Source organism: Frateuria edaphi, from assembly GCF_021117405.1.
GTDB classification, from domain to species: Bacteria; Pseudomonadota; Gammaproteobacteria; order Xanthomonadales; family Rhodanobacteraceae; genus Frateuria_A; species Frateuria_A edaphi.
In genome coordinates this window covers 2,730,115-2,753,814 of sequence record NZ_CP088251.1, presented here as the reverse complement: position 1 = coordinate 2,753,814, position 23,700 = coordinate 2,730,115, and the positions used below count along the sequence as shown (strand labels likewise).

Sequence of the window (23,700 nt, the reverse complement as noted above, 5' to 3'; positions counted from 1 at the left end):
GGAAAGGTGCCCGAAGGGCGGATGGGGGTGACCTCGCCGCAGCGTTCGATTCGCCAGGAGCACACGGAATGTTCGCCTACTACCTCGATCTCGCCCTGCACAGCCTCCGGCGCAGTCCGGTCCTCACAAGCCTGATGGTGCTGGCGATCGGCCTGGGCATCGGCGCCAGCATGACCATGCTGACCGTGTTGCACGTGATGACCCGCGATCCGTTGCCGGCACTGAGCGCCCAGCTTTACTACCCGCACCTGGATCCATTGCCGGCGAACTACCCGACCAACAACGACTGGGGGGATCCCAGCGACAACTTCACCTGGCCCGACGCCATGGCGATGCTCAAGGCCCATCGCGCGGACCAGCAGGCCGCGATGGCCGGCGGCCGGGTGCTGGTGTGGCCAGTGCAGACCGGCCGCTTGCCGTTCCGGGTGGGTGGGCGCTATGCCACGGCCGGGTTCTTCGACCTGTTCGGACTGCGCTTCGAACAGGGGCGGGGCTGGACCATGGCGGACGACGAAGCCCGTGCACGGGTGGCGGTACTCAGCCACGGACTGGCCATGCAACTGTTCGGTCGCACCGACGTGGTGGGCCGCACGGTACGGCTGGGCGATGCACGCTTCCAGGTGATGGGCGTAACTTCCGAGTGGGCGCCGCAGCCGCAGTTCTATGCCGACGCCGCTGGCAAGGGCAATTACGGCGAGGCGGACCGCTTCTTCCTGCCGCTGGCCACCGCGCTGGACCTGGGGATGAGCGTCAGCGGCAACCAGGCGAGCTGGAAGGAGGGCGGCAAGACCAGCGGCTACTACACCTGGCTGCAGGTGTGGGTGCGGCTGAAGGACGCCGCGCAAGTGCGCAACTACCGCCAGTTCCTGGTCGACTACTCGGCCGAACAGAAACGGTTGGGGCGGTTCGAGCGCTCGTCGCAGAACGCCGCGTTGTATCCGTTGATGGGCTGGTTGGAACACGAGAAGCTGGTGCCGGGCGATCTGCGTCTCCAGCTCTGGCTGGCGCTGAGCTTCCTGATCGTCTGCCTGGTCAACATCGTGGCGTTGCTACTGGCTAAGTTCCTGCGTCGCAGTGGCGAGGTCAGCGTCCGCCGCGCACTGGGGGCGACGCGGCGCGACATCTTCCTGCAGTTCGGCATCGAGTCGGCGCTGGTGGGCCTGCTCGGCGGCCTGCTCGGCATCGCCATCGCGCAAGCCGGGTTGTGGAGCGTACGGCATCGGCCGGACAGCTACGCACACATCGCCCGGATGGATCTGTCCATGCTGGCGCTGACCGTGTTGCTGGCGATCGCCGGCAGCTTGTTGGCCGGCATGCTGCCGGCCTGGCGCGCCAGTCGCGTCGTTCCCGCCCTGCAACTGAAGGCACAGTGAGGACCACGCCATGCCTTTGCGTCCGATTCTTTCCAGCCTGCGCCATCACAAGCTCACCGCCAGCCTGCTGATCCTGCAGGTGGCGCTCACGCTGGCGATCGTCGCCAACGCCGCCTTCATGGTGGCCCAGCGCGTGCAGCGCATCCACACGCCCAGCGGGCTGGCCGAGCAGGAGCTCTCGTTGATCCGAGTGGAGGGCACTGCCAAGGACGAGAACCATCAGGCGCGGCATGCAGCAGATTTGGATGCTCTGCGCCGGATTCCCGGGGTGACGGCAGCCGTCGCGGTGGGTTGGGCGTTGCCCTTCAGCAGCAGCGTGAACAGCTACGGCGTCTGCCCCAACGAGGAGGCGCTCAAGCGTGCGATGGTTGCAAGCAGCCTGGATCACACCGGCTGCATGTCGATCGACACCTACAGCGGTGGGCCGGGCTTCCTTGGCGCGCTGGGGTTGCACGTGATCGCCGGGCGCGACTTCACCGCCGACGAGTACGTCACTGGCGATGTACCGTCGATCCTGCTGACGGGGGCGGCGGCGAAAAAGTTCTTCGGCGGCAAGGATCCGCTGGGGCAGGTGGTCTACGCCGGCCGCCACAGCAGCCGGGTGATCGGCATCGTCAGCGACACCGTTCGGCCGATGCTGCGCGGCGACGGCAGCGACGGCGAGGTCATGCTGTGGCCGCAACTGCCCGATGACAACGAGACCAGCTACTTGTTGCGCAGCGCGCCGGCCGATCGCGCGCGCGTGCTCGCCGCTGCCGTGACCACCCTGCAGGCGCTCGACCCCAACCGCCTGATCCCCGAAACTGGCCAACGCACCTACACGCAGATGCGCGAGGATTACTTCCAGCGCGACAGCACCATGGTCGGCCTGCTGCTGGCCGCCGCGCTGGGCCTGCTGTTCGTCACGGCGCTGGGCGTGGCTGGCCTGGCCAACTTCTGGGTACAGCAGCGCACGCGCGCGATCGGTATCCGGCGCGCGATCGGCGCCACTCGCGCGGACATCCTGTGTTACTTCCAGGCCGAGAACGCCCTGATCGTGGGCGGCGGCGTGGCGCTGGGCATGCTGCTGGCGTTGGCGCTGAACCTGCTGCTGATGAGCCGCTACGAGCTGCCGCGCCTGCCGCTGTGGTATCTGCCGGTCGGCGCGCTGGCGCTGTGGGCACTGGGCCAGCTCTCGGTACTGGCGCCGGCGCTGCGCGCCTCGCGCGTGCCGCCGGTGGTGGCGACGCGGTCGGTCTGAAGGGTAATGGCTTCCCCTTTGGCGGACCTGTGGCAACCTTTTGGCGTGGAGATGCATCCATGCCGGCATGTGCAGGAAAAAAATGCGAACCGTCCTGATCATTGATGACAACCCCGCGGTGGGCGAGGCGCTGTCGCTGCTGCTCTCGCTGCACGACATCCGCCCGCTGATCGCGGTCACGCCGCAGGAGGGCCTGGCGGCGCTGGACCGCGAGCTCGTCGACGTGGTGATCCAGGACATGAACTTCACCGCCGACACCACCTCGGGCGAGGAAGGCGTGGCGCTGTTCCGCGCGATCCGCCAGCGCCACACCGACCTGCCGGTAATCCTGCTGACCGCTTGGACCCACCTGGAAACCGCGGTGGAGCTGGTCAAGGCCGGCGCCGCCGACTACGTGGCCAAGCCGTGGGATGACACCAAGCTGCTGGCCACGGTGGAGAACCTGCTGGAGCTTTCCGAGTCCACCCGCGAGGTCAACCGCACCCGTCGCGAGCGCCGCCGGCGTCGCGACGTGTTGCGCCAGACCTACGAGCTGGACGGGCTGGTGTTCGCTTCCGACGCGATGGCGCAGACGCTGGAGCTCGCCTGCCAGGTGGCCCGCTCGCACGTGCCGGTGCTGATCACCGGCCCCAACGGCGCGGGCAAGGAGCGCATCGCCTGCATCGTGCATGCGAACTCGCCGGTCCGGAACGGGCCGTTCGTGGCGGTCAACTGCGGCGCGCTTCCGGGCGAGCTGATCGAGGCGGAACTGTTCGGCGCCGATGCCGGCGCCTACACCGGCGCCAACAAGGCGCGCGAGGGCCGCTTCGAGCTGGCCGACGGCGGCACGCTGTTCCTGGACGAGATCGGCAATCTGCCGCTGCCGGGCCAGGTGAAGCTGCTGCGCGTGCTGGAAACCGGGCAGTTCGAGCGGCTGGGCTCGGGCCGCACGCGGCAGGTCAAGGTGCGCGTGCTCTCGGCGACCAATGCCGACCTCAAGGCGATGGTGCGCGCCGGCACCTTCCGCGAAGACCTCTACTACCGACTCAACGTCATCGAGGTGAACCTGCCGCCGCTGGCGGAGCGCACCGACGACATCGTCCCGCTAGCCGAATACTTCCTCGACGGGCGCGCCGAGCTCGGCGACGCCGCGCGCGAGGCGCTGGCGACCTATCCCTGGCCTGGCAACGTGCGCGAACTGAAGAACGCGATCGAACGCGCCGCGCTGCTGGCGACCGACGGGGTGGTGACGCCGCAACTGCTCAACCTGCCGCAGCACACGCCTGCGGTTGCGCGCAACCTGGACGAACCCAGCCGCGAGGCGGTAGAGACCGCGCTGCACCGCGCCGACGGCGTGGTCAGCCGGGCCGCCCAATCGCTGGGGCTGTCGCGCCAGGCGCTGTACCGGCGCATGGAGCGCTACGGGCTGGCGACGAGCTGACGGCGCCTGGCGCAGGGTGGGCTGGGGCCCTGCGCGAGGCTGGCGGGCTGAAGCCCACCCTGCAGTCCACAACGGCGGTTGCCGGTACGACGGGCGCGCGGGATGATCGACGCCAGTCCCCAAGGAGCAGGAACCATGCGTATCCGGATCATCGTGCTTGCCTCGCTGCTGGCGGCTGCCGGGGCCCACGCCCAGGCGGTGCCACCCTCCACCCAGCCCAGCGACAGCTGGAGCACCCCGGCGCCGGCTTCCACGGCGAGCTATCGGGCCGATGCCATTCCCGGGGTGAAGGAGAAGAAGTCCGCATCGCACTTCAAGTTCAAGGAGCGCGACAGCTATACCCAACCCCCGGGCAACGCGGCGCAGCAGCATTCGGGTCATGCCGCGGTCGGCACCATGGGCACCATGGATCGCAATGGCCGTCCGGCAGTCAACTGCCCGCAGACTCCGATGGATCCTGCGTGCCACTGACGCAACCGTCCCGGGGCCGGAGCGTCGCATGCAACTGAGATCGCTGCAGGTCCGACTGACCGGGCTGCTCTTGCTGGCGAGCCTCAGCGGCGCGCTGGTCTATGCCGGCCTCACCCAGTGGCCCATGCCCCAGGTGCTGGCGTGGCTGCGCCACGACCCGCGCCTGGGCGTCCATCTGCCGACCTGGCCGGGCATCTCCGGGAGCCTGCTCGCCACCATGCTGGTGTTGCTGCCGCTGGCGTTCTGGCTGGGTGGGCAGGTGATGTCGCCGATCCGCCGCCTGCTGCGTGCGCTGGAAGGCGCGGTGGCGAGTTTCCGCGACGGCGACTTCAGCTTCTCGATCGCGGCCGACCGGCGCGACGAACTCGGCGCGCTGATCCGCATGCACAACACGCTGGGCCAGACCCTGCGCGAGCAGCGCCAGCACCTGGTACAGCGCGAGTTGTTGCTGGACACGGTGGTGCAGCACACGCCCGTGTCGCTGGTGCTGGCCAACGCCCAGGGACGCATCGCCTACGCCAACATCGCCGCGCGGCACCTGTTCAACGAGGGGCGCAGCCTCAACGGCCTCGATTTCGGCGAGTTGCTGCTCAACGTGCCCGAGGCGCTGCGCCGCGCAGTGGAGAGCGGCGAGGATGCGCTGCTCAGCGTACCCATGGACGGCGCCGAGGAAACGTTCCACCTGTCCCAGCGGCTGTTCCGGCTGCAGGGACGGCCGCACAAGCTGTATTCGCTGCGCCGCATGACGCGCGAGCTGTCGCGCCAGGAAGTGGCGACGTGGAAGCGGGTGATCCGCGTGATCAGCCACGAGCTCAACAACTCATTGGCGCCGATTTCCTCGCTGGCGCATTCGGGCGCGGAACTGGCTCGCCGCGGCGACCTGGCGCGGCTGCCCGGCGTGTTCGCCACCATCGGCGAGCGCGCGCGCCACCTGCACGGCTTCATCGCCGGCTATGCCAGCTTCGCCAAGTTGCCGGCGCCGCAGCCTCAGGCGATCGACTGGCAGGCGTTCCTTGACAGCCTTGCGCTGCACTGCCGGTTCCAGTTGGCCGGGCCGGTGCCGACCGAGCCGGGCTGGTTCGACAAGGCGCAGATCGAGCAGGTGCTGATCAACCTGATCAAGAACGCGCACGAGGCGGGCGGCGCCGAGGACGGCGTGACGATCGCGCTGGCACAGGTCGGCCACGACTGGCGCATCGAAGTGGCCGATCGCGGTCCGGGCATGAGCGAGACGGTGCTGGCGCAGGCGCTGCTGCCGTTCTATTCGACCAAGCGCGCGGGCACCGGCCTCGGGCTGGCGCTTGCGCGCGAGATCACCGAGGCGCACGGCGGGCGCATCACGCTGGCCAACCGCGAGGATGGCGGCCTGCGGGTCAGCCTGCTGCTGCCGGCAAGAAACCAGTAGGAGCGCGCCGGTGCTGGACCGGCCCGTGGGCGCGCACAGGCGCGCCCTGCAGGCATCGCGCGCCTATACTGGTCGCTCAACCACAGGAGGGGGCCATGGGCAGCTGGATAATCGGCGTGGTGTTGGTGTTGCTGGTGATCATCGTGATCGCCAAGCTGGTGCGGATCGTGCCGCAGGGCTACGAATGGACCGTGGAGACCTTCGGTCGCTACACCCGCACGCTGAGCCCGGGCCTGCATTTCCTGGTGCCGTTCTACCAGGCCGTCGGCGCCAGGATGAACATGATGGAGCAGGTGCTGGACGTCCCCTCGCAGGACGTCATCACCAAGGACAACGCAGTCGTGCGCGTGGACGGCGTGGTGTTCTACCAGGTGCTGGACGCGGCCAAGGCCGCCTACGAGGTGGCCAACCTGGAGCAGGCGTCGCTGGCGCTGGTGATGACCAACATTCGCACGGTGCTGGGCTCGATGGACCTGGACGAGTCCCTGAGCAAGCGCGATGCGATCAATGCGCAGTTGCTGCGCGTGGTGGACGAGGCCACCCACCCGTGGGGCGTCAAGGTCAACCGCATCGAGATCAAGGACATCGCGCCACCGCGCGACCTGATCGATTCGATGGCGCGGCAGATGAAAGCCGAGCGAGAGAAGCGTGCCAACATCCTGGAGGCCGAGGGCTTCAAGCAGGCGGCGATCCTCAAGGCCGACGGCGAGAAGCAAAGCGCGATCCTGGCCGCCGAAGGCAAGAAGGAAGCGGCCTTCCGCGAAGCCGAGGCGCGCATCCGGCTGGCCGAGGCCGAGGCCGAGGCGACCCGGATGGTGTCCGACGCGATCGCCAGCGGCAACATCAACGCGCTCAACTACTTCGTTGCCAACAAGTACGTCGAGGCGCTGAAGGAAATCGCACACTCGCCCAACCAGAAGATGCTGCTGCTGCCGATGGAAGCGACCGGCGTGATCGGTTCGCTGGCGGGCATCGCCGAGCTGGCGAAGGAGGCGATGTCGCAGCAGGGCTCGGCCAAGATCGTCCCCCCGCCGCGGTAGATTCCCGGTCGTTCCATTCCGGCGTAACGCTGCGGAGTCGACGGCTCGCGCGACGGCTCATCCCGAGGACCTGGCAGGAGCTCCATCGATGTCACTACTTTCCGCGCATCACCTGTGGTGGTTGCTGGCCTTGCTGCTGATCGGGCTGGAGGTCGCCCTGCCGGGCTACTTCCTGCTGTGGATCGGCATCGGCGCCGCGGCCACCGGCATGCTGGCCTGGCTGGTGCCGGATCTTTCGCTGCTGGGGCAGGCGATCGCCTTCGCGGTGCTGGCCTTCCTCGCCTGCGCGGTCTACGCGTGGATGCTGCGACCGAAGCTGCGGCGCACCGAGTCCACCGGCGAGCGGCTCAACCGCCGCGGTGCGCAGATGGTCGGCCGGCGCTACGTGCTGATCGAGCCGATCGTCAACGGCCGCGGCAAGGCGCGCGTGGGCGATGGCGAATGGCTGGTCAACGGTCCGGACCTGCCGCTTGGCGCCACCGTCGAGGTAGTCGGCGTCGATGGCAATACGCTACAGGTGCGGCCCGCCGCATGAGCGGTTTGATCGCAGGCGCGGCGCAGGCGCCAGTCGATACGCGGATCGCCTTCCTGGTCGAGCTGGCGCGCCGGCTGCATCAATACGGCACCTCCGCGGCGCGCCTGGAGATAGCCATCGCCGCCGCCGCGCAGCGGCTGGCGCTGGTCGCGGACGTATGGTCCAGTCCGACCGCGATCATCATTTCCTTTGCCGACCCCAGCCAGAGCGAGGAAGGGCTGGCCCAGGTCACCCAGGTGATGCGGCTACCACCGGGCGACGTGCACCTGGCGCGCCTTTGCGAGGCCGACGCGATCGCCGACCGCGCCATCGCCGGCGAGCTTGGCCTCCGCGAAGGCTTCCGCCTGTTGCGCGACCTGGGCCGGCCGGAGACGCGGCGCGCCCAGGCCGCCGTGGTCGGCAGCTACGGGCTGTCGGCCGCCAGTGTCGCGGCGCTGTTCCTGCACAGTTCCTGGGCCGACCTGGTGGTGGCCGGTGCGATCGGCCTGGTGATCGGCCTGATCACGGTGCTCTCGGGCACGCGGCCACGGCTGGCCGCCGCCAGCGAGGCGATCAGCGCCCTGGTGGCGACCGCCGGCGCGATCCTGGTCAGCGCCTTCATCGTGCCGCTGGCGATCAAGTCGGTGGTGCTCGCGGCGTTGATCGTGCTGATCCCGGGCATGTCGCTGACCACGGCGGTGCGGGAGATTTCCAGCCAGCACCTGACTTCGGGCACGGCGCGCATGGGCGGGGCCATCGCCACCCTGCTCAAACTCACCTTCGGCACCGTGGCGGCCAGTCAGGTGTGCGCCGCGTTCGGCATCTACCCCGGCACCTTCGTGTTGCCGCCTCTGCCGCGATGGATGGATTGGCCGTCGTTGCTGATCGGCGCGCTGGGCTTTGCGATCCTGTTCCGCGCGGCGCGGCGCGACTGGCTGATCGTGATGGCGGCGGTGGTCGTGGGCTATCTGGCCACCCGCTGGGGCGGGTTGCTGTCGGGGGCGATTCCGGGGGCGCCGTTTGGCGTGTTCCTCGGCGGGTTGTTGCTGGGGGCGCTGGCGAATCTCTATGCGCGGTACATGCATCGGCCGGGGGCGGTGATACGCGAGCCGGGGATCATCCTGCTGGTGCCGGGCAGTGTGGGATTTCGCAGCGTGTCCTATCTGTTCGAGCGGGATACGACGCTCGGGATGGACAGTTTCATCCTGTTGATCACTTTGCTGATTTCGCTGGTGGCGGGGTTGTTGTTCGGTGACTTGCTGGTTTCACCCCGGCGGTCGCTCTAGAGCGAAGAGTTTTTCGCCCAGCGAATAGCTTTCGGACGCCTGTCGGCGCCCGAGTCACTTTCTCTTGCTTGCCCAAGAGAAAGTAACCAAAGAGAAGGGCACCCCGATGGCGCGCCCTAGGGCCTTCGGCCCCCCGGGTGCACGTGCGGATGGCGGGGTTTTTCGACGGGGCTTCCTGCCCCGGCGAAAAACTGGCCGGCGTCCTGCCGGCCACCCTGCGGGCTGATCCACCACCCGCCCGCCGCGCCATAGGGGACCTGGGAAGCAAAGGCGCCGAGCTAAAGCGCAGAGCCAGAGCGCAGAGCCGGGCTGCGCGCGCGGCGAAAGCAGATGGCTGGAAAGTTGGCGCTTGCCAAAGAGATGCGCCCTCTCCCTCCGGGGAGAGGGTTGGGGTGAGGGGTCGGGCTCGCCTTGGCGATCAGCGAAGGCGATGGGTCTTTCAGTCCTCGGCGTCCTCACCCTCATCGCCGGCATCTTCCTGCTGCAGATCCTTCAGCAACTGGAAGATCTCGCGGTACGCCCGCGGCGGCTTGTTAGCCGCGCGCTCGCTGCGCGCCTGGCGGATCAGCGAGCGCAGGTGCTGGCGGTCGACGGAAGGGTGCTCGGCGATCAGCGTGGCGACGGCTTCGTCGTCGTCGAGAAGCCGTTCGCGCAGCGCTTCCAGGCGATGCATGGCGGCCGTTTCCTGACGCTGGCGCTCGCGGTTCTCGCCGAGTTCGGCGCGCACGCTGTCGAACACCGCGTCCTCGTGCCGGCGCATCTTCTTGGCCAGGAACGCCAGCTGCCGCTTGCGCGCGATGTGCGAGCTGATCCGGCGCACGTTGGCGATCTCCTCGCGCACCTCCTCGGGCAGCTCCAGCTTGGCCAGGCGGCTGGGCGGCAACTCGACCAGCTGGTTGGCGAGCGCCAGCACGGCGAGTGCCTCGCGGCGCTGCTGGGTGCGGCTGGGACCATAGTCCTGCTCGTCGAGTTCGGTCTGGTTGCGGCTGCGGCTCGGGCTCACTGGCTTTCCATGGAATCGGGTTGGCTGGGCGTTTCCAGCGCGAAGCGGGGCACGGGTTCGCCGTCGATCGTGACGGTTTCACTGAACATGGCCATCGGGCGCACCCACAGGCCGTGTTCGCCATACAGTGCGCGATACACGACCAGTTCCTCCAGCGTTTCGCTGTGGCGGGCGATGCCGAGCACTTCGTAGCGCTGGCCCTTGTAGTGTCGGTAGATGCCGGGGACCGGTGCCATGCGCGCTCCTTTTGATCGGGCAGGGCGACCCCATCTCCGGAAGTCGTGCGTTTGTCGCCGCCCATTCTACCTGCCTGAAGGAACGCCCCGTGAGTGCAGCCGCCTTGACCGCCGACACCAGCCATCAGGAACTCGACCGCCTGGCCGAGCTCGCCGAGGACGTGATCCGCCGCTCGCGCGTGGCGGGCGCCAGTGCGGCCGAGGTGGCGGCAAGCATCGACAGCGGTCTCAGCGTGAACGTCCGCCTGGGCGAGGTGGAGACGGTCGAGCATACGCGCGACCGCGGGTTCGGCCTGACCGTGTACTTCGGCCAGCGCAAGGGCACGGCCAGCACCGCCGACCTCAACCCGGCTTCGATCCAGGCCACGATCGACCAGGCCTGCGCGATCGCGCGCTACACCGAAGCCGACCCCGCCGCGGGCCTTGCCGATCCGGCGCGCATGGCGACGAGCTTCCCGGACCTGGACCTGTGGCATCCCTGGCAGGTCGACACGGCCGAGGCGATCGCGCTGGGCCAGCAGATCGAGGCGGCCGGCCGTGCGCACGCGGGCATCACCAATTCCGACGGGGCGGCGGTACAGGCGGGCCAGACCCTGTCGGTATATGCCAACTCGCACGGTTTCGTCGGGCGCGAGCGCGCCACGCGGCATGCGCTCTCGCTTTCGCTGATCGCCGGCGAGGGCGACGGCATGCAGCGCGATTACTGGTACGACTCGGTGCGCGACGCGAGCGACTTCATGAGCGCGCAGGCGCTCGGCGACAAGGCGGCCGAGCGCACGCTGGCGCGGCTGAACTCGCGCAGCCTGGGCACGCGCCAGTGCCCGGTGTTGTTCGTGCCTGAACTCGCGCGCGGGCTGATCGGTCACCTGGTCAGCGCGGTGAGCGGCGGCGCGCTCTACCGGCAGGCCAGCTTCCTGCTCGACCACGCGGGCAAGCGGGTAATGCCCGAATGGATGAACATCGTCGAACGGCCATTCCTGCCGCGCGGCATGGGTTCGGGCGCGTTCGACGCCGAGGGCGTGGCCACCGCCGACAGCGCGCTCGTGGAGAATGGCGTGCTGGCGCGCTACATCCTCGGCAGCTACTCGGCGCGCAAGCTGGGGTTGGAGTCGACCGGCAACGCCGGTGGCATCCACAACCTGCTGGTCGAGTCCGGCCCGGACGACTTCGCTGCGCTGCTCCGGCGCATGGGCACCGGCCTGGTGGTGACCGAGGTGATGGGACAGGGCGTGAGCACGCTGACCGGCGATTACTCGCGCGGCGCGGCGGGCTTCTGGGTCGAGAACGGGCAGGTCGCTTTCCCGGTGGAAGAGATCACCATCGCCGCCAACCTGCGCGACATGTTCGCGGGCATCGTGGCGGTGGGCAGCGACGTGGACCGGCGGGCGCAGATCCTGACCGGCTCGATCCTGCTCGACCGGATGACGGTCGGCGGCCAATAGCCTTTGGCCTATGGCGTCGCCGCGTGGCTTTGCTAGCATCGCGGCACCGGCGACAGGCCGGCGTCATCGAAGGAAAGAGGAGCCTGGCATGAGCGTTCCACCCGATTCCGTCGTCCCGCCCCCGCCGCCTTCGGGCGAGCCGGTCCCGCCGCCCGAGCCGATCGATTCGGTCGGCATGCCCAGCCACGAGGAGCGCCAGTGGGCGCTGTTCGCGCATCTGTCCGCGCTGGTGGGCGGGTTGCTCACCGGCGCGTTCGCCGGCCTGGGCTGCTTCATCGGCCCGCTGGTGATCTGGCTGATCAAGAAGGACACCATGCCCTTCGTCGATGACCAGGCGAAGGAAGCGCTGAACTTCAACATCACCCTGGCCATCGTCGGCGTGGCGCTGTTGCTGCTGACCCTGGTCACCTTCGGCTTCGGCGCGCTGCTGACGGTGCCGGTCGGCATCCTGGTCGGCATCGCCTGGCTGGTGTTCACGATCATCGCCGCGATCAAGGCGAACGAGGGCGAGCGTTACCGTTATCCGTTCACGCTGCGACTGATCAAGTAAGTAACTCCACGCGCGGGCTCCGGCCCGCCGGATTGCCTGAGGGAGCGCAGCGATGCGCTCCCTCAGTCTTTCTAGTGGGAGCGATTGGCTGCGTAGTGCGCCAGTTCCCGGAGCAGCACGGCCCGATCGCCGAACGGGGCGATGGCCTGCAGCGCGGTGGTGGTGAGTTCGGCCAGGCGCGCGCGCGAAGCCTCCAGGCCGATGATCGAGGAGAAGGTCGGCTTGTCGGCCGCCGCGTCCTTGCCGGCCGTCTTGCCGATCACCGCCGATTCGCCTTCCACGTCGAGGATGTCGTCGCGTACCTGGAACGCAAGGCCGACGGCGCCCGCGTAGCGGTCCAGCGCATCGAGCGCGTTCGCGTCCGCGCCGGCGGCGAGGGCACCCAGCCGCACGGCCGTGCGGATCAGCGCGCCGGTCTTGCAGGCGTGCATGTGTTCGAGTTCGTCCAGCGTGAGCTTGCGGCCCACGGCCGCCAGATCCAGCGCCTGGCCACCCGCCATGCCTTCCGCGCCGCAGGCGCGGCCGAGCACGCGCAGCATCTCCAGCGTGCGCGCGGCGTCGGCGCCGGTGTGCGGATCGTGGGCAAGGATTTCGAAGGCCAGCGCCTGCAGCGCGTCGCCGGCCAGGATCGCCATCGCCTCGCCGTAGACGATATGGCAGGTTGGCCGCCCGCGGCGCAGGGCGTCATCGTCCATCGCCGGGAGATCGTCATGTACCAGCGAGTAGGCGTGGATGAGCTCCACCGCACAGGCGGGTGCGTCCAGTTCGATCCCGTCCATGCCCAGCGCGTGGCCGGCGGCGTAGACCAGCAGCGGACGCAGCCGCTTGCCGCCACCCAGCACGGCGTAGCGCATGGCCCGGTGCAACTCCAGTGGCGGCTGTTGCTCGGAGGGCAGCACGCGCGCCAGCGCGGCGTCGGCGCGCGCGGTCAGCGCGAGCAGCCGGGGGCCGAGTTGGAGCGGCGCGTCAGAGGTCGGATTCGAAGGGTTCGGCGTCGTCGGGCGCATCGGGATCGAGCAGCAGGCGCACGCGCAGTTCGGCCTTGTCCAGGGCCTGCTGGCAGTGACGGTAGAGGCCGATGCCGCGCTCGAACGAGGCCAGCGATTCGTCCAGGCTCAACTCGCCGCCTTCCATGCGCGCCACCAGCTGCTCGAGTTCGTCCAGCGAATGCTCGAAGTCGGCGACGGATGGGGTTTCCGCGGAGGCGGGAGCGGGTTTGGCCATGGGCCGCAACGCTAGCGCAGCAGGGGGTTGGAATCAATGTCCGGCGCGGAGCCGAAGCTTGGAACTCCCTTGCAGAAGCCCACTTGTGGGCGTGGCGGCTCGATATGAAAAGCATCGCCCACGCGCGGGCTTCCGCGCGGGCCGGCGGCGCTCAGTCGGCCCGGATCCAGCGCGGCCAGGCGCCCAGCGCCTCGAACAACTCCGCGCCCGAAGCCGTACGCCACAGGTCGGCCACCGCAAGCAGCTCGTCTCCGTCATAGAGCAGCGGACAGGCTTCGCGCTGCCATGGCGCAAGCGCCACCTGCTGGAACAGGTCGCGCAGCTCGCGGGTGTGGCGGTCGCCGAGGGGCTTGATCCGTTCGCCACCCTGGCGCAGCCGCACGGTGAGAGGCGTGGGCAGGCGGCGGGCCGGAGCAAGCGAGAGATGGCCGCCGTCGGGCAGGGCCAACGCCTCGCCGTGCCAGCGGGCCTCCCAGCGCGGATCGAATGATGGCCGCGGCGCATGCGCCCATAGCCTGTCTTTCCAGATATGCAGCGCGGCCCCTGGCCAGCGCACGCACGGCTGCTGGCCTGCGCGGGCGTGGCACTGGCGCTCGATCTGCCGACGCTGCGCAGCGGTCGGTGCGGGCAGGCCCCGAGCGTGCAGCCAGTGGTCGAGCAGCGGCTCGCGCAGTGCAGCGTCGAGGGCGAGCCAGCCTTGGGCATCGAGGCTGCCGCTGGCGGGGTCGTGCAGCGCGGCGAAAGCGTCCCGCCAACGCGCTCGCAAACTTTCATCCGCGGCGCGGCAGAGCGCGGCGCTGTGCAGGATGGAATCGGCGGCGTGCGGCCAGTGCCGGCGCAGGCGCGGCAGGATCTCGTGGCGCAGGTGGTTGCGCGCCAGGGTGGTGTCGCGATTGGACGGGTCATCGACGCAGGCCAGCGCGTGGGCTTCGACGTAGGCACGCAACACCTCGCGAGGCAGGTCCAGCAGCGGGCGCCAGAGGCAGCCACGACCCAGCGGGCGGATCACGCGCATGCCGCCGAGCCCCTGCGGACCGGCACCGCGAAGCAGCTTGAGCAGCACCGTCTCGACCTGGTCGTCGCGGTGATGTCCCAGCAACAGCCATTCGCCCGAACGCAGTGCGCCGGCAAAGGCGGCGTAGCGCGCGTGCCGTGCGGCCGCTTCCAGGCCTTCGCCACCGGCGCGTGCGACTTCGACCCTGCGCACCTCGCAGTCGATACCCAGCGTTGCGCAGAACGCCGCCGCCTGCGTGGCCCAGTCGCCGCTTTGCGGATGCAATCCGTGGTCCACGTGCAACGCGCGCAGGCCGCGCGCGCGCGCCTGAGGCAGCGCGGCCAGCGCATGCAACAGGGCGGTCGAGTCAGGCCCGCCGCTGAAGGCAACGCACAGCGGCCCGTCCGGGTGGCGGTCGAGGGCGTGGCCGAGCGTGTCGGCCAGCGTGCGCGGACTACTCACGGCCGGACGGTTTCTTCTTCTTGTTGCGCACGTAGATGTGCTTGCCGTTGCCGAGCTGGCGGTCTTCGGTCTCGAACAGCCCGATCGCGCCGATGAGGCCGCTCAACTTGCCGTAGCCCCAGTTGCGCGAGTCGAACTCCGGCGCGCGCTTGCTGACCATGCTGCCGACGGCGCCGAGGCCCGCCCAGCCCGTATCGTCGGCGGCGTCCTCGATCGCATTGCGCAGCAGATTGACCAGCCGCGCGTCCTGGCGCAGCTCCTGCGTGTTCATGCGCTGCGCGGGCTCGGCGGGCTTCTCGTTGTCGCTGTCGGGTTCGCCGAGCACGTCGGTGTAGATGAACTTGTCGCAGGCGGCGACGAACGGCCCGGGTGTCTTGCGTTCGCCGAAGCCGTAGACGGTCAGGCCCGATTCCCGGATGCGGCGCGCGAGCGTCGTGAAGTCGCTGTCGCTGGAGACGATGCAGAAGCCGTCGAAGCGGCCGGTGTAAAGCAGATCCATCGCATCGATGATCATCGCCGAGTCGGTGGCGTTCTTGCCCTTGGTGTAGCCGAACTGCTGGATCGGCTGGATCGACAGGTCCAGCAGCCGGTCCTTCCAGCCACGCAGGTGGTTGTCCGTCCAGTCGCCGTAGGCGCGCTTGACGTGGGCGGTGCCGTAGCGGGCCACTTCGGCGAGGAGGCCCTCGGCCAGGCCGGGCTGGGCGTTGTCGGCGTCGATCAATACGGCGAGCTTGGCGTGGTCGGCCATGGCGATGCCCTTCGGGACGGACCCCGATAGTAACCGTGGGCGGGCGTGGCTCGTGTAGGAGCAACCGCGCGACCGCAGGCATCCCGGTCGCGCAGACGTACGCTCCCACGGGATCAGCGGCTGAAGTTGAGCTCGATGTCCAGGCCGCTGGGATCGGTGAGGAAAAGTTGCACCTGGCCCAGTTCGTCCACCCCGTCGACCTCGTACGCCAGCCCGCTCGCGTCCAGGCGCGCGCGGGTGACGTCGAGGTCGGTACAGGCGAAGGCAAGATGGTTGAGGTGGCCGGTTCGCGTGGGAACTGCATCACCCGGCCCTGCGACGGTCAGGTGCAGCACGTCGGTCTCGCCGGCGTAGAGCCAATGGCCGCGCGAGCCGGAGCGGAACGCCGGCCGCGGGCCTTCGCGCAGGCCCACCACGTCGATGTAGAAGCGGCGCAGGCGCTCGATCATCGCCTCGGGTGCGCGGATGTTGGCATGGGCGAGGCCGCGCACGCCGGTCATGGACTTATTCCGCGTAGGCGCCGTAGCTGCGCAGGCGCTGGTAACGCTGCTCCAGCAGGTCCGGCGCGGCGATCGCTTCGAGTTCGTCGAGCTGGTTCATCAGCACGGCCTTGAGGCGCACCGCCATCGAGCGCGCGTTGCGGTGGGCGCCGCCCAGCGGCTCGCGGATCACCTTGTCGACCAGGCCGAGCTCGTGCAGGCGCGGCGCGGTCATGCCCAGCGCCTCGGCGGCGTCGCGCGCCTTGTCCTGGCTCTTCCACAGGATCGAGGCGCAGCCTTCGGGCGAGATCACCGAATAGGTCGAGTACTGGAGCATGTTGACGCGGTCGCCCACGCCGATCGCCAGCGCGCCGCCGGAGCCGCCTTCGCCGATCACCGTGCACACGATCGGGGTCTTCAGGTCGGCCATTTCCAGCAGGTTGCGGGCGATCGCCTCGCTCTGGCCACGCTCCTCGGCGCCCACGCCGGGGTAGGCGCCGGGGGTGTCGATGAAGGTCAGCAGCGGCAGGCCGAAGCGCTCGGCCATCTTCATCAGGCGCAGCGCCTTGCGGTAACCCTCAGGGCGGGGCATGCCGAAGTTGCGGCGTACCTTGGTCTTGGTGTCGCGGCCCTTCTGGTGGCCGATGATCATCACCGGCCGGCCGTTGATTCGGCCCAGGCCGCCGACGATGGCGGCGTCATCGGAAAACGCACGGTCACCGGCCAGTTCCTGAAACTCCTCGCAGATCACGCCGATGTAGTCGAGCGTGTAGGGCCGCGCCGGATGGCGCGAAAGCTGGGTGATCTGCCAGGAGTTGAGGTTGCGGAAGATCTCGGCGGTCTTGACCTTGAGCTTCTCGCGCAGGCGCGCGACTTCCTCGTCGATGTTGAACGCCTGGCCATGGCTGGCATGGCGCAGTTCTTCGATCTTCGCTTCCAGTTCGGCGAGCGGTTGTTCGAAATCGAGGAAGTTGGGGTTCATTCGCAGGCGATTCGTGACGCTGAGCGGGCCAGTATAGCCGGGGTGGGTGCAAAGGCGGGAACGGGCGCGTATGGGGCGGCTCGCGCTGGGCGTGGCGGCGCGAACCCCGGCGCCGCGTCCGCACAGAGGCCGCCTTCGATTTCGGCACCGCGGCCTGCGCTCAGGGTGGACGGCGTTTTCTGGGGTAGGGGAGGGTTTGGGATCAGGCTTCGGACTTGACGATCCGGAGCTTCGCCGCTTCCACCCACGACAGCCCGCGCAGCGCACGGAGCAGGTCGGGGATGGCGTCCACGCGCCACTGCTCGCCCAGCTCCAGGTCGGCCTGGGCGCTGCGGTTGTGGTAGCCGTGCAGGATCACCGTGGCGCGACCGCCACGGTAGCCGGCCAGCGTCTGCTTGAGTTCCTGCTCGAAACCGGGGCCGATGCCGTTGAGCTTGACCCTGAGCGCCCGGGCGTGGCGGCGGCAGGCGTCGGCCAGGGTCATGGCGCCGCGGGCGCGCAGCTGGAAGCCGCCGCCGGAGAAGTCATCGATGCGCAGGCCGCCCTCGACGATGAGCATCTCGTCGCGGGTGAGCAATGGCGCGACCTGCTGGTAGACCTCGCCGAAGAAGCTCACCTCGATGATGCCGGTGCCGTCTTCGAGCCGCACGAAGGCGTCGCTGTCGCCGCGCTTGCGTACCGCGGTGACCATGCCGGCGACGGTCCAGGGCGTGTCCGGCCCGCGGCGGAAACGGTTTTCCTCGCCGTCGTTCTTGCGCGGCCGCGGCGGCTGGTAGCGGTCGGCGATCTCGCCCAGCGGGCAGGTGGACAGCTGGGCCAGCTCCTCGCGCCACGGGTCGGTCGGGTGGCCGGAAAGGTAGTGGCCAAGCGTCTCGCGCTCGCCCTGCAGCTTCTGCTCAAGCGGCCACTCGGGTGCGGTCGGCAGCTCGATCTGCACTGCCGGCGTGCTGGTGCCCATCAGCGCGCCGAACATGTCGTTCTGGCCGGACTGCTTGTCGCGCAGGTGCTGCTCGGCGGCCTTGATCGCGTCGGGCAGCTGCAGCATCAGGCTGGCGCGGTTGGGCGCGAGCGCATCCAGGCTGCCGGACAGGATCAGCGCTTCGAGCACGCGGCGGTTGAGCTTGGCCGAATCGACGCGCCGGCAGAAGTCGGCAAGATCCGTGTAGGGGCCGCCGCGCCGCCGCTCCTCGACGATGGACTCGCAGGCGCCCTGGCCGACGCCCTTGATGGCACCCAGGCCGTAGCGGATCACCTTCGGCTCGACGGCGACGAACATGAAGTCCGAGGCATTCACGTCCGGCGGCAGGATGGTCAGGCCGATCGCGCGCGACTCGTCCAGGAACGTCACCGCCTTGTCGGTGTTGTCCATGTCCGAGGAGATGGTCGCGGCCATGAACTCGGCCGGGTAGTGCGCCTTCAGCCACGCGGTCTGATAGGAGACCAGCGCGTAAGCGGCCGCGTGCGACTTGTTGAAGCCGTAGCCGGCGAACTTCTCCATCAGGTCGAAGATGGCGTCGGCCTTGTCGCCCGGCAGCCCGTCCTTCGCGGCACCCTCGCGGAAGGTCGCGCGGTGCTTGACCATCTCCTCGACTTTCTTCTTGCCCATCGCGCGGCGCAGCAGGTCGGCGCCGCCGAGCGTATAGCCGCCGACGATCTGCGCCATCTGCATCACCTGCTCCTGGTAGACCATGATGCCGTAGGTCTCTTTCAGGATCGGTTCGACGCGCGGATCGGGATATTCCACGTCCTCGCGGCCATGCTTGCGCGCCACGAAGCTGGGAATCAGGTCCATCGGGCCGGGGCGGTACAGCGCCACCAGCGCCACGATGTCGCCGAAGCGGTCGGGCTTGGCGTCCTTGAGCATGCGCTGCATGCCGGAGGATTCAAGCTGGAATACCGCGACCGTTTGCGCCTTCTTGAGCAGCTCGTACGGCGCCGGGTCGTCCAGCGGCAATGCGCTGATGTCCAGTGGCGGCTCGCCGGCTTGGGCGCGGCGCACGTTGATTGCCTTGACTGCCCAGTCGATGATGGTGAGCGTGCGCAGACCCAGGAAGTCGAACTTGACCAGGCCGACGGCTTCCACGTCGTCCTTGTCGTACTGGGTCACCATGCCGCCGCCGCCCGGCTCGCAGTACATCGGCGCGAATTCGGTGAGCGGCCGGGGACCGATCACCACGCCGCCGGCATGCTTGCCGACGTTGCGGGTGAGGTTCTCCAGCTTGAGCGCGAGGTCGACCAGCGTGCGCGCTTCTTCGTCCTGCTCGTACAGCTCGCAGAATTCCCTGACGACGCGGTCGGGTTCCTTCCTGGACTTCTCCGAGCGGCCGAGCGCATCGGACAGCGTCAGGTCCAGCGGGCGCGGCGGGATCAGCTTGGCGATCTTGTCGACCGCGTTGTAGCCCATGCCCAGCACGCGGCCCGAATCGCGCAGCACCGCCTTGGCCGCCATCGAGCCGTAGGTGATGATCTGGCTGACGTGCTCGCGGCCGTACTTGCGCGCGACGTAGTCGATCACCTCGTCGCGCCGATCCATGCAGAAGTCGATGTCGAAGTCGGGCATCGACACGCGTTCAGGGTTCAAGAAGCGCTCGAACAGCAGGTCGAACTGCAACGGGTCCAGGTCGGTGATCTTGAGCACCCAGGCGACCAGCGAACCGGCGCCCGAGCCGCGGCCCGGGCCGACCGGAATCCCGTTCTGCTTACCCCAGTTGATGAAGTCGGCCACGATCAGGAAGTAGCCGGGGAAGCCCATCTCGATGATGACGTCGAGCTCGCGCTCCAATCGCGCTTCGTAATCGGCCAGCGTGTAGCCGGCGGCGAGCGGATTGGCGGCGAGGCGCTCCTTCAGGCCGGCGCGCGCGGTCTCGCGGATGTAGCTGTCGAGATCGTAGCCCTGCGGCACCGGGAAGTCGGGCAGGTAATACGTGCCGAACTTCAGTTCCAGGTTGCAGCGCCTGGCGAGCTCGACCGTGTTCTCGAGCGCCTCGGGCAGATCGGCGAAGAGTTCCGCCATCTGCGTCGGGGACTTCAGGTATTGCTGGTCGGAGTAGTCGCGCGGGCGCTTCGGGTCGGCCAGCACGCGCCCCTGGTTGATGCATACGCGCGCCTCGTGCGCCTCGAAGTCGTCCTGCTTGAGGAAGCGCACGTCGTTGCTGGCCAGCAGCGGCAGCTCGAGCGCATCGCCCAGCGCCAGCGCGGCGGTATTCCAGGCTTCCTCGCCTTCGCGGCCGCAGCGGGTCAGCTCCAGGTACAGGCGGTCGGGGAACAGTCGCGCCAGGGGTTGCAGCCGCGCGACGCCCGGATCCACGCCATGGCTCACCGCAATGCGGCCGACTTCGCTCTCGCGCCCGAGCAGGGCGATCAGCCCGGCAGTGGCGTCCGGGGTCAGCCAGCTCGCCTCGATCAGCGCTTTGCCGCCGTGCTGGCCGTCGCGCCAGGCCCGCGACACCAGGCGCGACAGGTTGAGATAGCCCTCGCGGTTCTGGCAGACCAGGGTCAGTCGCCACGGGCGCGGATCGTCCGGCGAGCCGACCCACAGGTCGCAACCGCCGATCGGCTTGATGCCCGCACCGCTGCACGCCTTGTAGAACTTCACCAGCGCGAACATGTTGCTGTCGTCGGTGAGCGCCACCGCCGGCATGCCTTCGCGCACGCATGCATCGACCAGCGCCTTGATGCGGATGGTCGAGTCGACCAGCGAGTACTCGCTGTGCAGGTGGAAGTGGACGAAGCGTGCGGACATCAAGGACTCGGGAGCATTCCCCGGCTTAGTCCGTGAAGGCTACGCTGCGGTGCCCGCTTCCCACAAGCTTGACAGCGGAGACGGCCTCGCGGCCGTGCTCAATGGACGAAAAACCGCTCGTCGTCCTCGTTCCACTCGACATAGTGGTCGAAGCCGCTGGTCTCCAGCGAATGCCGGTCGTAGTCGACGTGGTGGTAGTAGGGATCGCTGGCTGGTCGAGCCTCGTCGGCTTCGACGGTGGGACTGGCCGATGGCGCGGCGAAGGGCTTGAGTGCAGAGCGCACGTGGAAGAAGCGCGACAACATGGCACGACTCCTGCGGAGGGGTTCCGCGGTGGAGGACACGGCGTCCGTGCGAACGCTGGAAGAGGCCGCTTGGCCGTCTTCCCACGTGGATAGGATGCTCCACTTTCGCGAAAAGTTGCATAGACCTATGGCCTATTTTCCCCCGGTGTGCAGCGCGTTGTCGCGCCCGGTCGCGAGGACGATCGGCCCGCCGGGCAGCGCGGTCAGGAGCCCTTTGCCGCGGCCTGCGGTTCCTGCAGCAACGCGTTGATCTCGGCGAGCAGGCTGTCGAGCATGTCCTCTCCGTAGCCGACGTGCACGTGCGCTACCGTGCCATCCCGTCGCAGCATCACCATCACGGGAATGCTGCGGTCGGCGCCGTAGGGCTTGCCGATCTCGCCGTGGCGGTCCCAGGTGGCGAGCACGCCCGGCGCCTGCCTGCGCAGCACGCCGCTGGTGTGGCGGAAGACGTCGCGGTCTTCCTGGGAGTTGATCAGCACGACCTGCAGCGGGAGGTGCTTTTCGTCCGCGACGTTCTGAAGGCTGGCCAGTACCGGCATCTCCTTCATGCAGTAGCCACACCAGGTGGCCCAGAAGCTGAGCACCACGACCTTGCCGTGCAGTGCCGGCACGTCGAGCGCGTGCCCGTGCAGGTCCGAGCCGAGCGCGGAAGGCGCGGGTTCGCCCGGTTTGACGTCCGCGCGGGCGCCAAAGCCCAACGCCAGACCCAGCAGGGCCAATGCGATCTTGCGAAGCATGCGTTTCTCCCCCGACGAACAGCTGGCCACTGAAGGTGCGCGGCGTCACGCCTCCCGGCGCGACGCGTCATCGTATGTCAGAACAGGGTGCCCTGGTCGAACAGAAGCTTCACGGGCGCAAAGCTGCGCCGGTGCAGCGCACAGGGCCCGAGCTGCCGGAGCGCGGCCAGGTGTTCGGGGGTGGAATAACCCTTGTGGCTGGCGAAACCGTAGCCGGGATGGTGCGCGTCCAGCGTGCACATCAGCCGATCGCGGGTGACCTTGGCGATGATCGAGGCGGCACTGATCGCAGGCTTCAACGCGTCGCCGCCGATGATGGCCTTGCCGGGACAGGGCAGGGCCTTGGGCAGCTGGTTGCCGTCGACCCAGGCCTCGTGCGCGGCAACCTTCAGGCCGGCCACGGCGCGACACATCCCGGCCATGGTCGCCTGGAAGATGTTGATGCGATCGATCTCATCCACCTCGACCAGCACCACGTGCCAGGCCAGCGCGCGCTGGACGATCTGCGCGTAGAGCGCTTCGCGGCGGGCCTCGGTGAGTTTCTTGGAGTCGTCCAGGCCTTCGATCTTGTGCCGCGGGTTGAGGATCACGGCCGCGACCGCCAGCGGGCCGGCCAGTGGGCCGCGACCGGCTTCATCCACGCCGGCGATGAGACGCCTGGTTCTTGGCGCGGCCTTGGCTGGAGGTACCGGTGAACCGGTTTCTTCTCCACTCGGGGCGCGCTCCGCGACCAATGCGTCGCGAAGGCCGCTCCCCACCGTGCTATCCACTGAGGATCGAGGAAGCAGAGCGGTGGCTTCGTCGAGATCGTCAGGACGCACGCGGAGTCTCCAGCAACTCGGCCACGGCAGCGGCCGCGCGTTCGCCCGCGCCCCCTTCCTCGGAGCCGCGCAGCGCCCGGTGCAAGTGCTCGAACGCGGCGACTACCTGGCCGCGCCGTTCGCTGTCGGCAAACAGCGCCAGCGTCGCCCGGGCGAGGTTCTCCGCCGTGCATTCGTCCTGCATCAGCTCGGGAACCACCTTGTCCTGGCCCAGGCCGCAGGCGCGCGCCAGGATGTTCGGCAGCGCGTAGACGTCGGTCTTGAGCATGTTGAAAGCGCGGGCGATGCGATAGCTCCACGGCGACACGCGGTAGCCGACCACCATTGGCCGCTTGGCCAGCATCGCTTCGAGCGTGGCAGTGCCGGAGGCGAGCAACACCACGTCGGCGGCCTGCATGGCTTCGTGCGCATGCCCTTCGATCAGCAGCGGTGCGCTCTCGTCGCGCGGGCCACTGGCCAGCAGCGCCTTCAGGCGCGCGTGCACTTGTGGGTTGGCCGCGGGGACCACGATGCGAAGGCCGGGCAGGGCCGCGCCAACGCGACGGGCCGCGTCAATAAAGATCGTGCCCAGCCTGTCGATTTCCGAAGGCCGGCTACCTGGGAGTACGGCGAGCACCGGCGCGTCCTGCGGCAGTTGCAGCACGTCGCGCGCGCCCACGCGGTCGGAAACCAGCGCGAAGCGGTCGGCCAGCGGGTGGCCGACGAAACGGGCATCGACGCCGTGGCGTTGGTAGATCGGTGGCTCCATCGGGAACAGGCACAGCACTTGATCGGCGCTCAGGCCGATCTTCTCCGCACGTTTTTCGCGCCAGGCCCATACCGAGGGGCTGACGTAGTGAACGGTGCGCAGTCCCGCCTCGCGCAGGCGACGTTCCACGCCGAGGTTGAAGTCCGGCGCGTCGATACCGACCACCACGTCCGGGCGCGCCTCGCGCAGGCGACCGAGCAGCGCCTTGCGCAGGCGCAGCAGCCGCGGCAGGTGCCGGACCACTTCGGCGAAACCCATCACCGACAGCTCGCGGATGTCGTACCAGGACTCGAAACCCTCGCGCTGCATGCGCGCGCCGCCGATACCGACGAAGCGGGCCTGCGGATAGCGCTTGCGCAGCGCGGCGATCAGCTCGGCGCCGAGCTGGTCGCCGGAGTCTTCGCCGGCGATGAGGGCGATGAGGGGGGAGGAACTCATGGAGCGGCAGTGTAGCGGCGAAGGCGGCGGGGGTCACCGC

General features: G+C 68.8%; 23 protein-coding genes. 10 read left to right on the top strand and 13 right to left on the bottom strand.

Features of this window, described 5'->3' with window-relative positions:
- The first annotated feature begins 68 nt into the window (after positions 1-68).
- The 8 genes from LQ772_RS12865 (at position 69) to LQ772_RS12830 (ending at position 8,749) form a co-directional block, all read left to right on the top strand.
- On the top strand, positions 69-1,373 hold the full coding sequence (locus LQ772_RS12865) for an ABC transporter permease (RefSeq protein ID WP_231321286.1): 1,305 nt from the start codon (positions 69-71) through the stop codon (positions 1,371-1,373).
- A 10-nt stretch (positions 1,374-1,383) separates the two neighbouring features.
- Positions 1,384-2,613, top strand: a complete 1,230-nt coding sequence (locus tag LQ772_RS12860; RefSeq protein ID WP_231321284.1) for an ABC transporter permease — start codon at positions 1,384-1,386, stop codon at positions 2,611-2,613.
- Positions 2,614-2,695: 82 nt separating this feature from the next.
- Positions 2,696-4,033, top strand: coding sequence for a sigma-54-dependent transcriptional regulator (locus LQ772_RS12855; RefSeq protein WP_231321282.1), 1,338 nt, complete (start codon positions 2,696-2,698; stop codon positions 4,031-4,033).
- 135 nt (positions 4,034-4,168) lie between these two features.
- On the top strand, positions 4,169-4,504 hold the full coding sequence (locus LQ772_RS12850; protein WP_231321280.1) for a hypothetical protein: 336 nt from the start codon (positions 4,169-4,171) through the stop codon (positions 4,502-4,504).
- A gap of 28 nt (positions 4,505-4,532) precedes the next feature.
- Entirely contained in the window at positions 4,533-5,909 is a 1,377-nt protein-coding gene (locus LQ772_RS12845; protein ID WP_231321279.1) for a sensor histidine kinase, read from the top strand.
- A 95-nt stretch (positions 5,910-6,004) separates the two neighbouring features.
- Positions 6,005-6,949: an SPFH domain-containing protein gene (locus LQ772_RS12840; RefSeq protein WP_231321278.1), complete on the top strand. Its 945-nt coding sequence runs from the start codon at positions 6,005-6,007 to the stop codon at positions 6,947-6,949.
- A gap of 88 nt (positions 6,950-7,037) precedes the next feature.
- Positions 7,038-7,484 (top strand): NfeD family protein, encoded by a 447-nt coding sequence (locus LQ772_RS12835; RefSeq protein WP_231321277.1) that lies wholly within the window; start codon positions 7,038-7,040, stop codon positions 7,482-7,484.
- Positions 7,481-8,749: a threonine/serine exporter family protein gene (locus LQ772_RS12830; protein WP_231321276.1), complete on the top strand. Its 1,269-nt coding sequence runs from the start codon at positions 7,481-7,483 to the stop codon at positions 8,747-8,749. The genes LQ772_RS12835 and LQ772_RS12830 overlap by 4 nt, the downstream gene beginning before the upstream one ends.
- Before the next feature lie 439 nt (positions 8,750-9,188).
- Here LQ772_RS12830 and yjgA read toward each other — a convergent pair whose 3' ends face one another.
- Together yjgA and LQ772_RS12820 are read right to left on the bottom strand one after the other, a co-directional pair.
- On the bottom strand, positions 9,189-9,752 hold the full coding sequence (gene yjgA / locus LQ772_RS12825) for a ribosome biogenesis factor YjgA (protein WP_231321275.1): 564 nt from the start codon (positions 9,750-9,752) through the stop codon (positions 9,189-9,191).
- A complete protein-coding gene (locus LQ772_RS12820) occupies positions 9,749-9,988 on the bottom strand; it encodes a DUF1653 domain-containing protein (protein WP_231321274.1) in 240 nt (79 codons plus the stop codon). Before LQ772_RS12820 ends, yjgA begins: the two co-directional genes overlap by 4 nt.
- 89 nt (positions 9,989-10,077) lie before the next feature.
- On the opposite strand from LQ772_RS12820, the gene pmbA reads away from it, so the two are divergent.
- Together pmbA and LQ772_RS12810 are read left to right on the top strand one after the other, a co-directional pair.
- Positions 10,078-11,430, top strand: coding sequence for a metalloprotease PmbA (gene pmbA, locus LQ772_RS12815; RefSeq protein WP_231321273.1), 1,353 nt, complete (start codon positions 10,078-10,080; stop codon positions 11,428-11,430).
- Positions 11,431-11,518: 88 nt separating this feature from the next.
- Entirely contained in the window at positions 11,519-11,980 is a 462-nt protein-coding gene (locus LQ772_RS12810) for a DUF4870 domain-containing protein (RefSeq protein ID WP_231321272.1), read from the top strand.
- 71 nt (positions 11,981-12,051) lie between these two features.
- Here the strand turns inward: LQ772_RS12810 and LQ772_RS12805 are convergent, their stop codons facing one another.
- The 11 genes from LQ772_RS12805 to lpxB all read right to left on the bottom strand — a co-directional run bounded on the left by LQ772_RS12805 (position 12,052) and on the right by lpxB (position 23,660).
- On the bottom strand, positions 12,052-12,987 hold the full coding sequence (locus tag LQ772_RS12805) for a polyprenyl synthetase family protein (RefSeq protein ID WP_231321271.1): 936 nt from the start codon (positions 12,985-12,987) through the stop codon (positions 12,052-12,054).
- Entirely contained in the window at positions 12,947-13,204 is a 258-nt protein-coding gene (locus tag LQ772_RS12800) for an exodeoxyribonuclease VII small subunit (RefSeq protein ID WP_231321270.1), read from the bottom strand. The genes LQ772_RS12805 and LQ772_RS12800 overlap by 41 nt, the downstream gene beginning before the upstream one ends.
- Positions 13,205-13,355: 151 nt before the next feature.
- Positions 13,356-14,660, bottom strand: coding sequence for a tRNA lysidine(34) synthetase TilS (gene tilS / locus LQ772_RS12795; RefSeq protein ID WP_338029229.1), 1,305 nt, complete (start codon positions 14,658-14,660; stop codon positions 13,356-13,358).
- Positions 14,653-15,408, bottom strand: coding sequence for an NYN domain-containing protein (locus LQ772_RS12790; RefSeq protein WP_231321269.1), 756 nt, complete (start codon positions 15,406-15,408; stop codon positions 14,653-14,655). The genes tilS and LQ772_RS12790 overlap by 8 nt, the downstream gene beginning before the upstream one ends.
- Positions 15,409-15,521: 113 nt before the next feature.
- Positions 15,522-15,908, bottom strand: coding sequence for a VOC family protein (locus tag LQ772_RS12785; protein ID WP_231321267.1), 387 nt, complete (start codon positions 15,906-15,908; stop codon positions 15,522-15,524).
- Between the two features lie 4 nt (positions 15,909-15,912).
- On the bottom strand, positions 15,913-16,869 hold the full coding sequence (locus LQ772_RS12780; RefSeq protein ID WP_231321266.1) for an acetyl-CoA carboxylase carboxyltransferase subunit alpha: 957 nt from the start codon (positions 16,867-16,869) through the stop codon (positions 15,913-15,915).
- A 202-nt stretch (positions 16,870-17,071) separates the two neighbouring features.
- A complete protein-coding gene (gene dnaE, locus LQ772_RS12775; protein WP_231321265.1) occupies positions 17,072-20,614 on the bottom strand; it encodes a DNA polymerase III subunit alpha in 3,543 nt (1,180 codons plus the stop codon).
- Between the two features lie 95 nt (positions 20,615-20,709).
- Positions 20,710-20,916 (bottom strand): hypothetical protein, encoded by a 207-nt coding sequence (locus LQ772_RS12770; RefSeq protein WP_231321264.1) that lies wholly within the window; start codon positions 20,914-20,916, stop codon positions 20,710-20,712.
- A gap of 203 nt (positions 20,917-21,119) precedes the next feature.
- Positions 21,120-21,653: a TlpA family protein disulfide reductase gene (locus LQ772_RS12765; RefSeq protein ID WP_231321263.1), complete on the bottom strand. Its 534-nt coding sequence runs from the start codon at positions 21,651-21,653 to the stop codon at positions 21,120-21,122.
- Between the two features lie 77 nt (positions 21,654-21,730).
- Complete coding sequence (gene rnhB / locus LQ772_RS12760) at positions 21,731-22,387, bottom strand: ribonuclease HII (RefSeq protein WP_425600846.1); 657 nt, start codon at positions 22,385-22,387, stop codon at positions 21,731-21,733.
- Between the two features lie 76 nt (positions 22,388-22,463).
- Entirely contained in the window at positions 22,464-23,660 is a 1,197-nt protein-coding gene (lpxB, locus tag LQ772_RS12755) for a lipid-A-disaccharide synthase (protein ID WP_231321262.1), read from the bottom strand.
- Positions 23,661-23,700 lie beyond the last annotated feature (40 nt).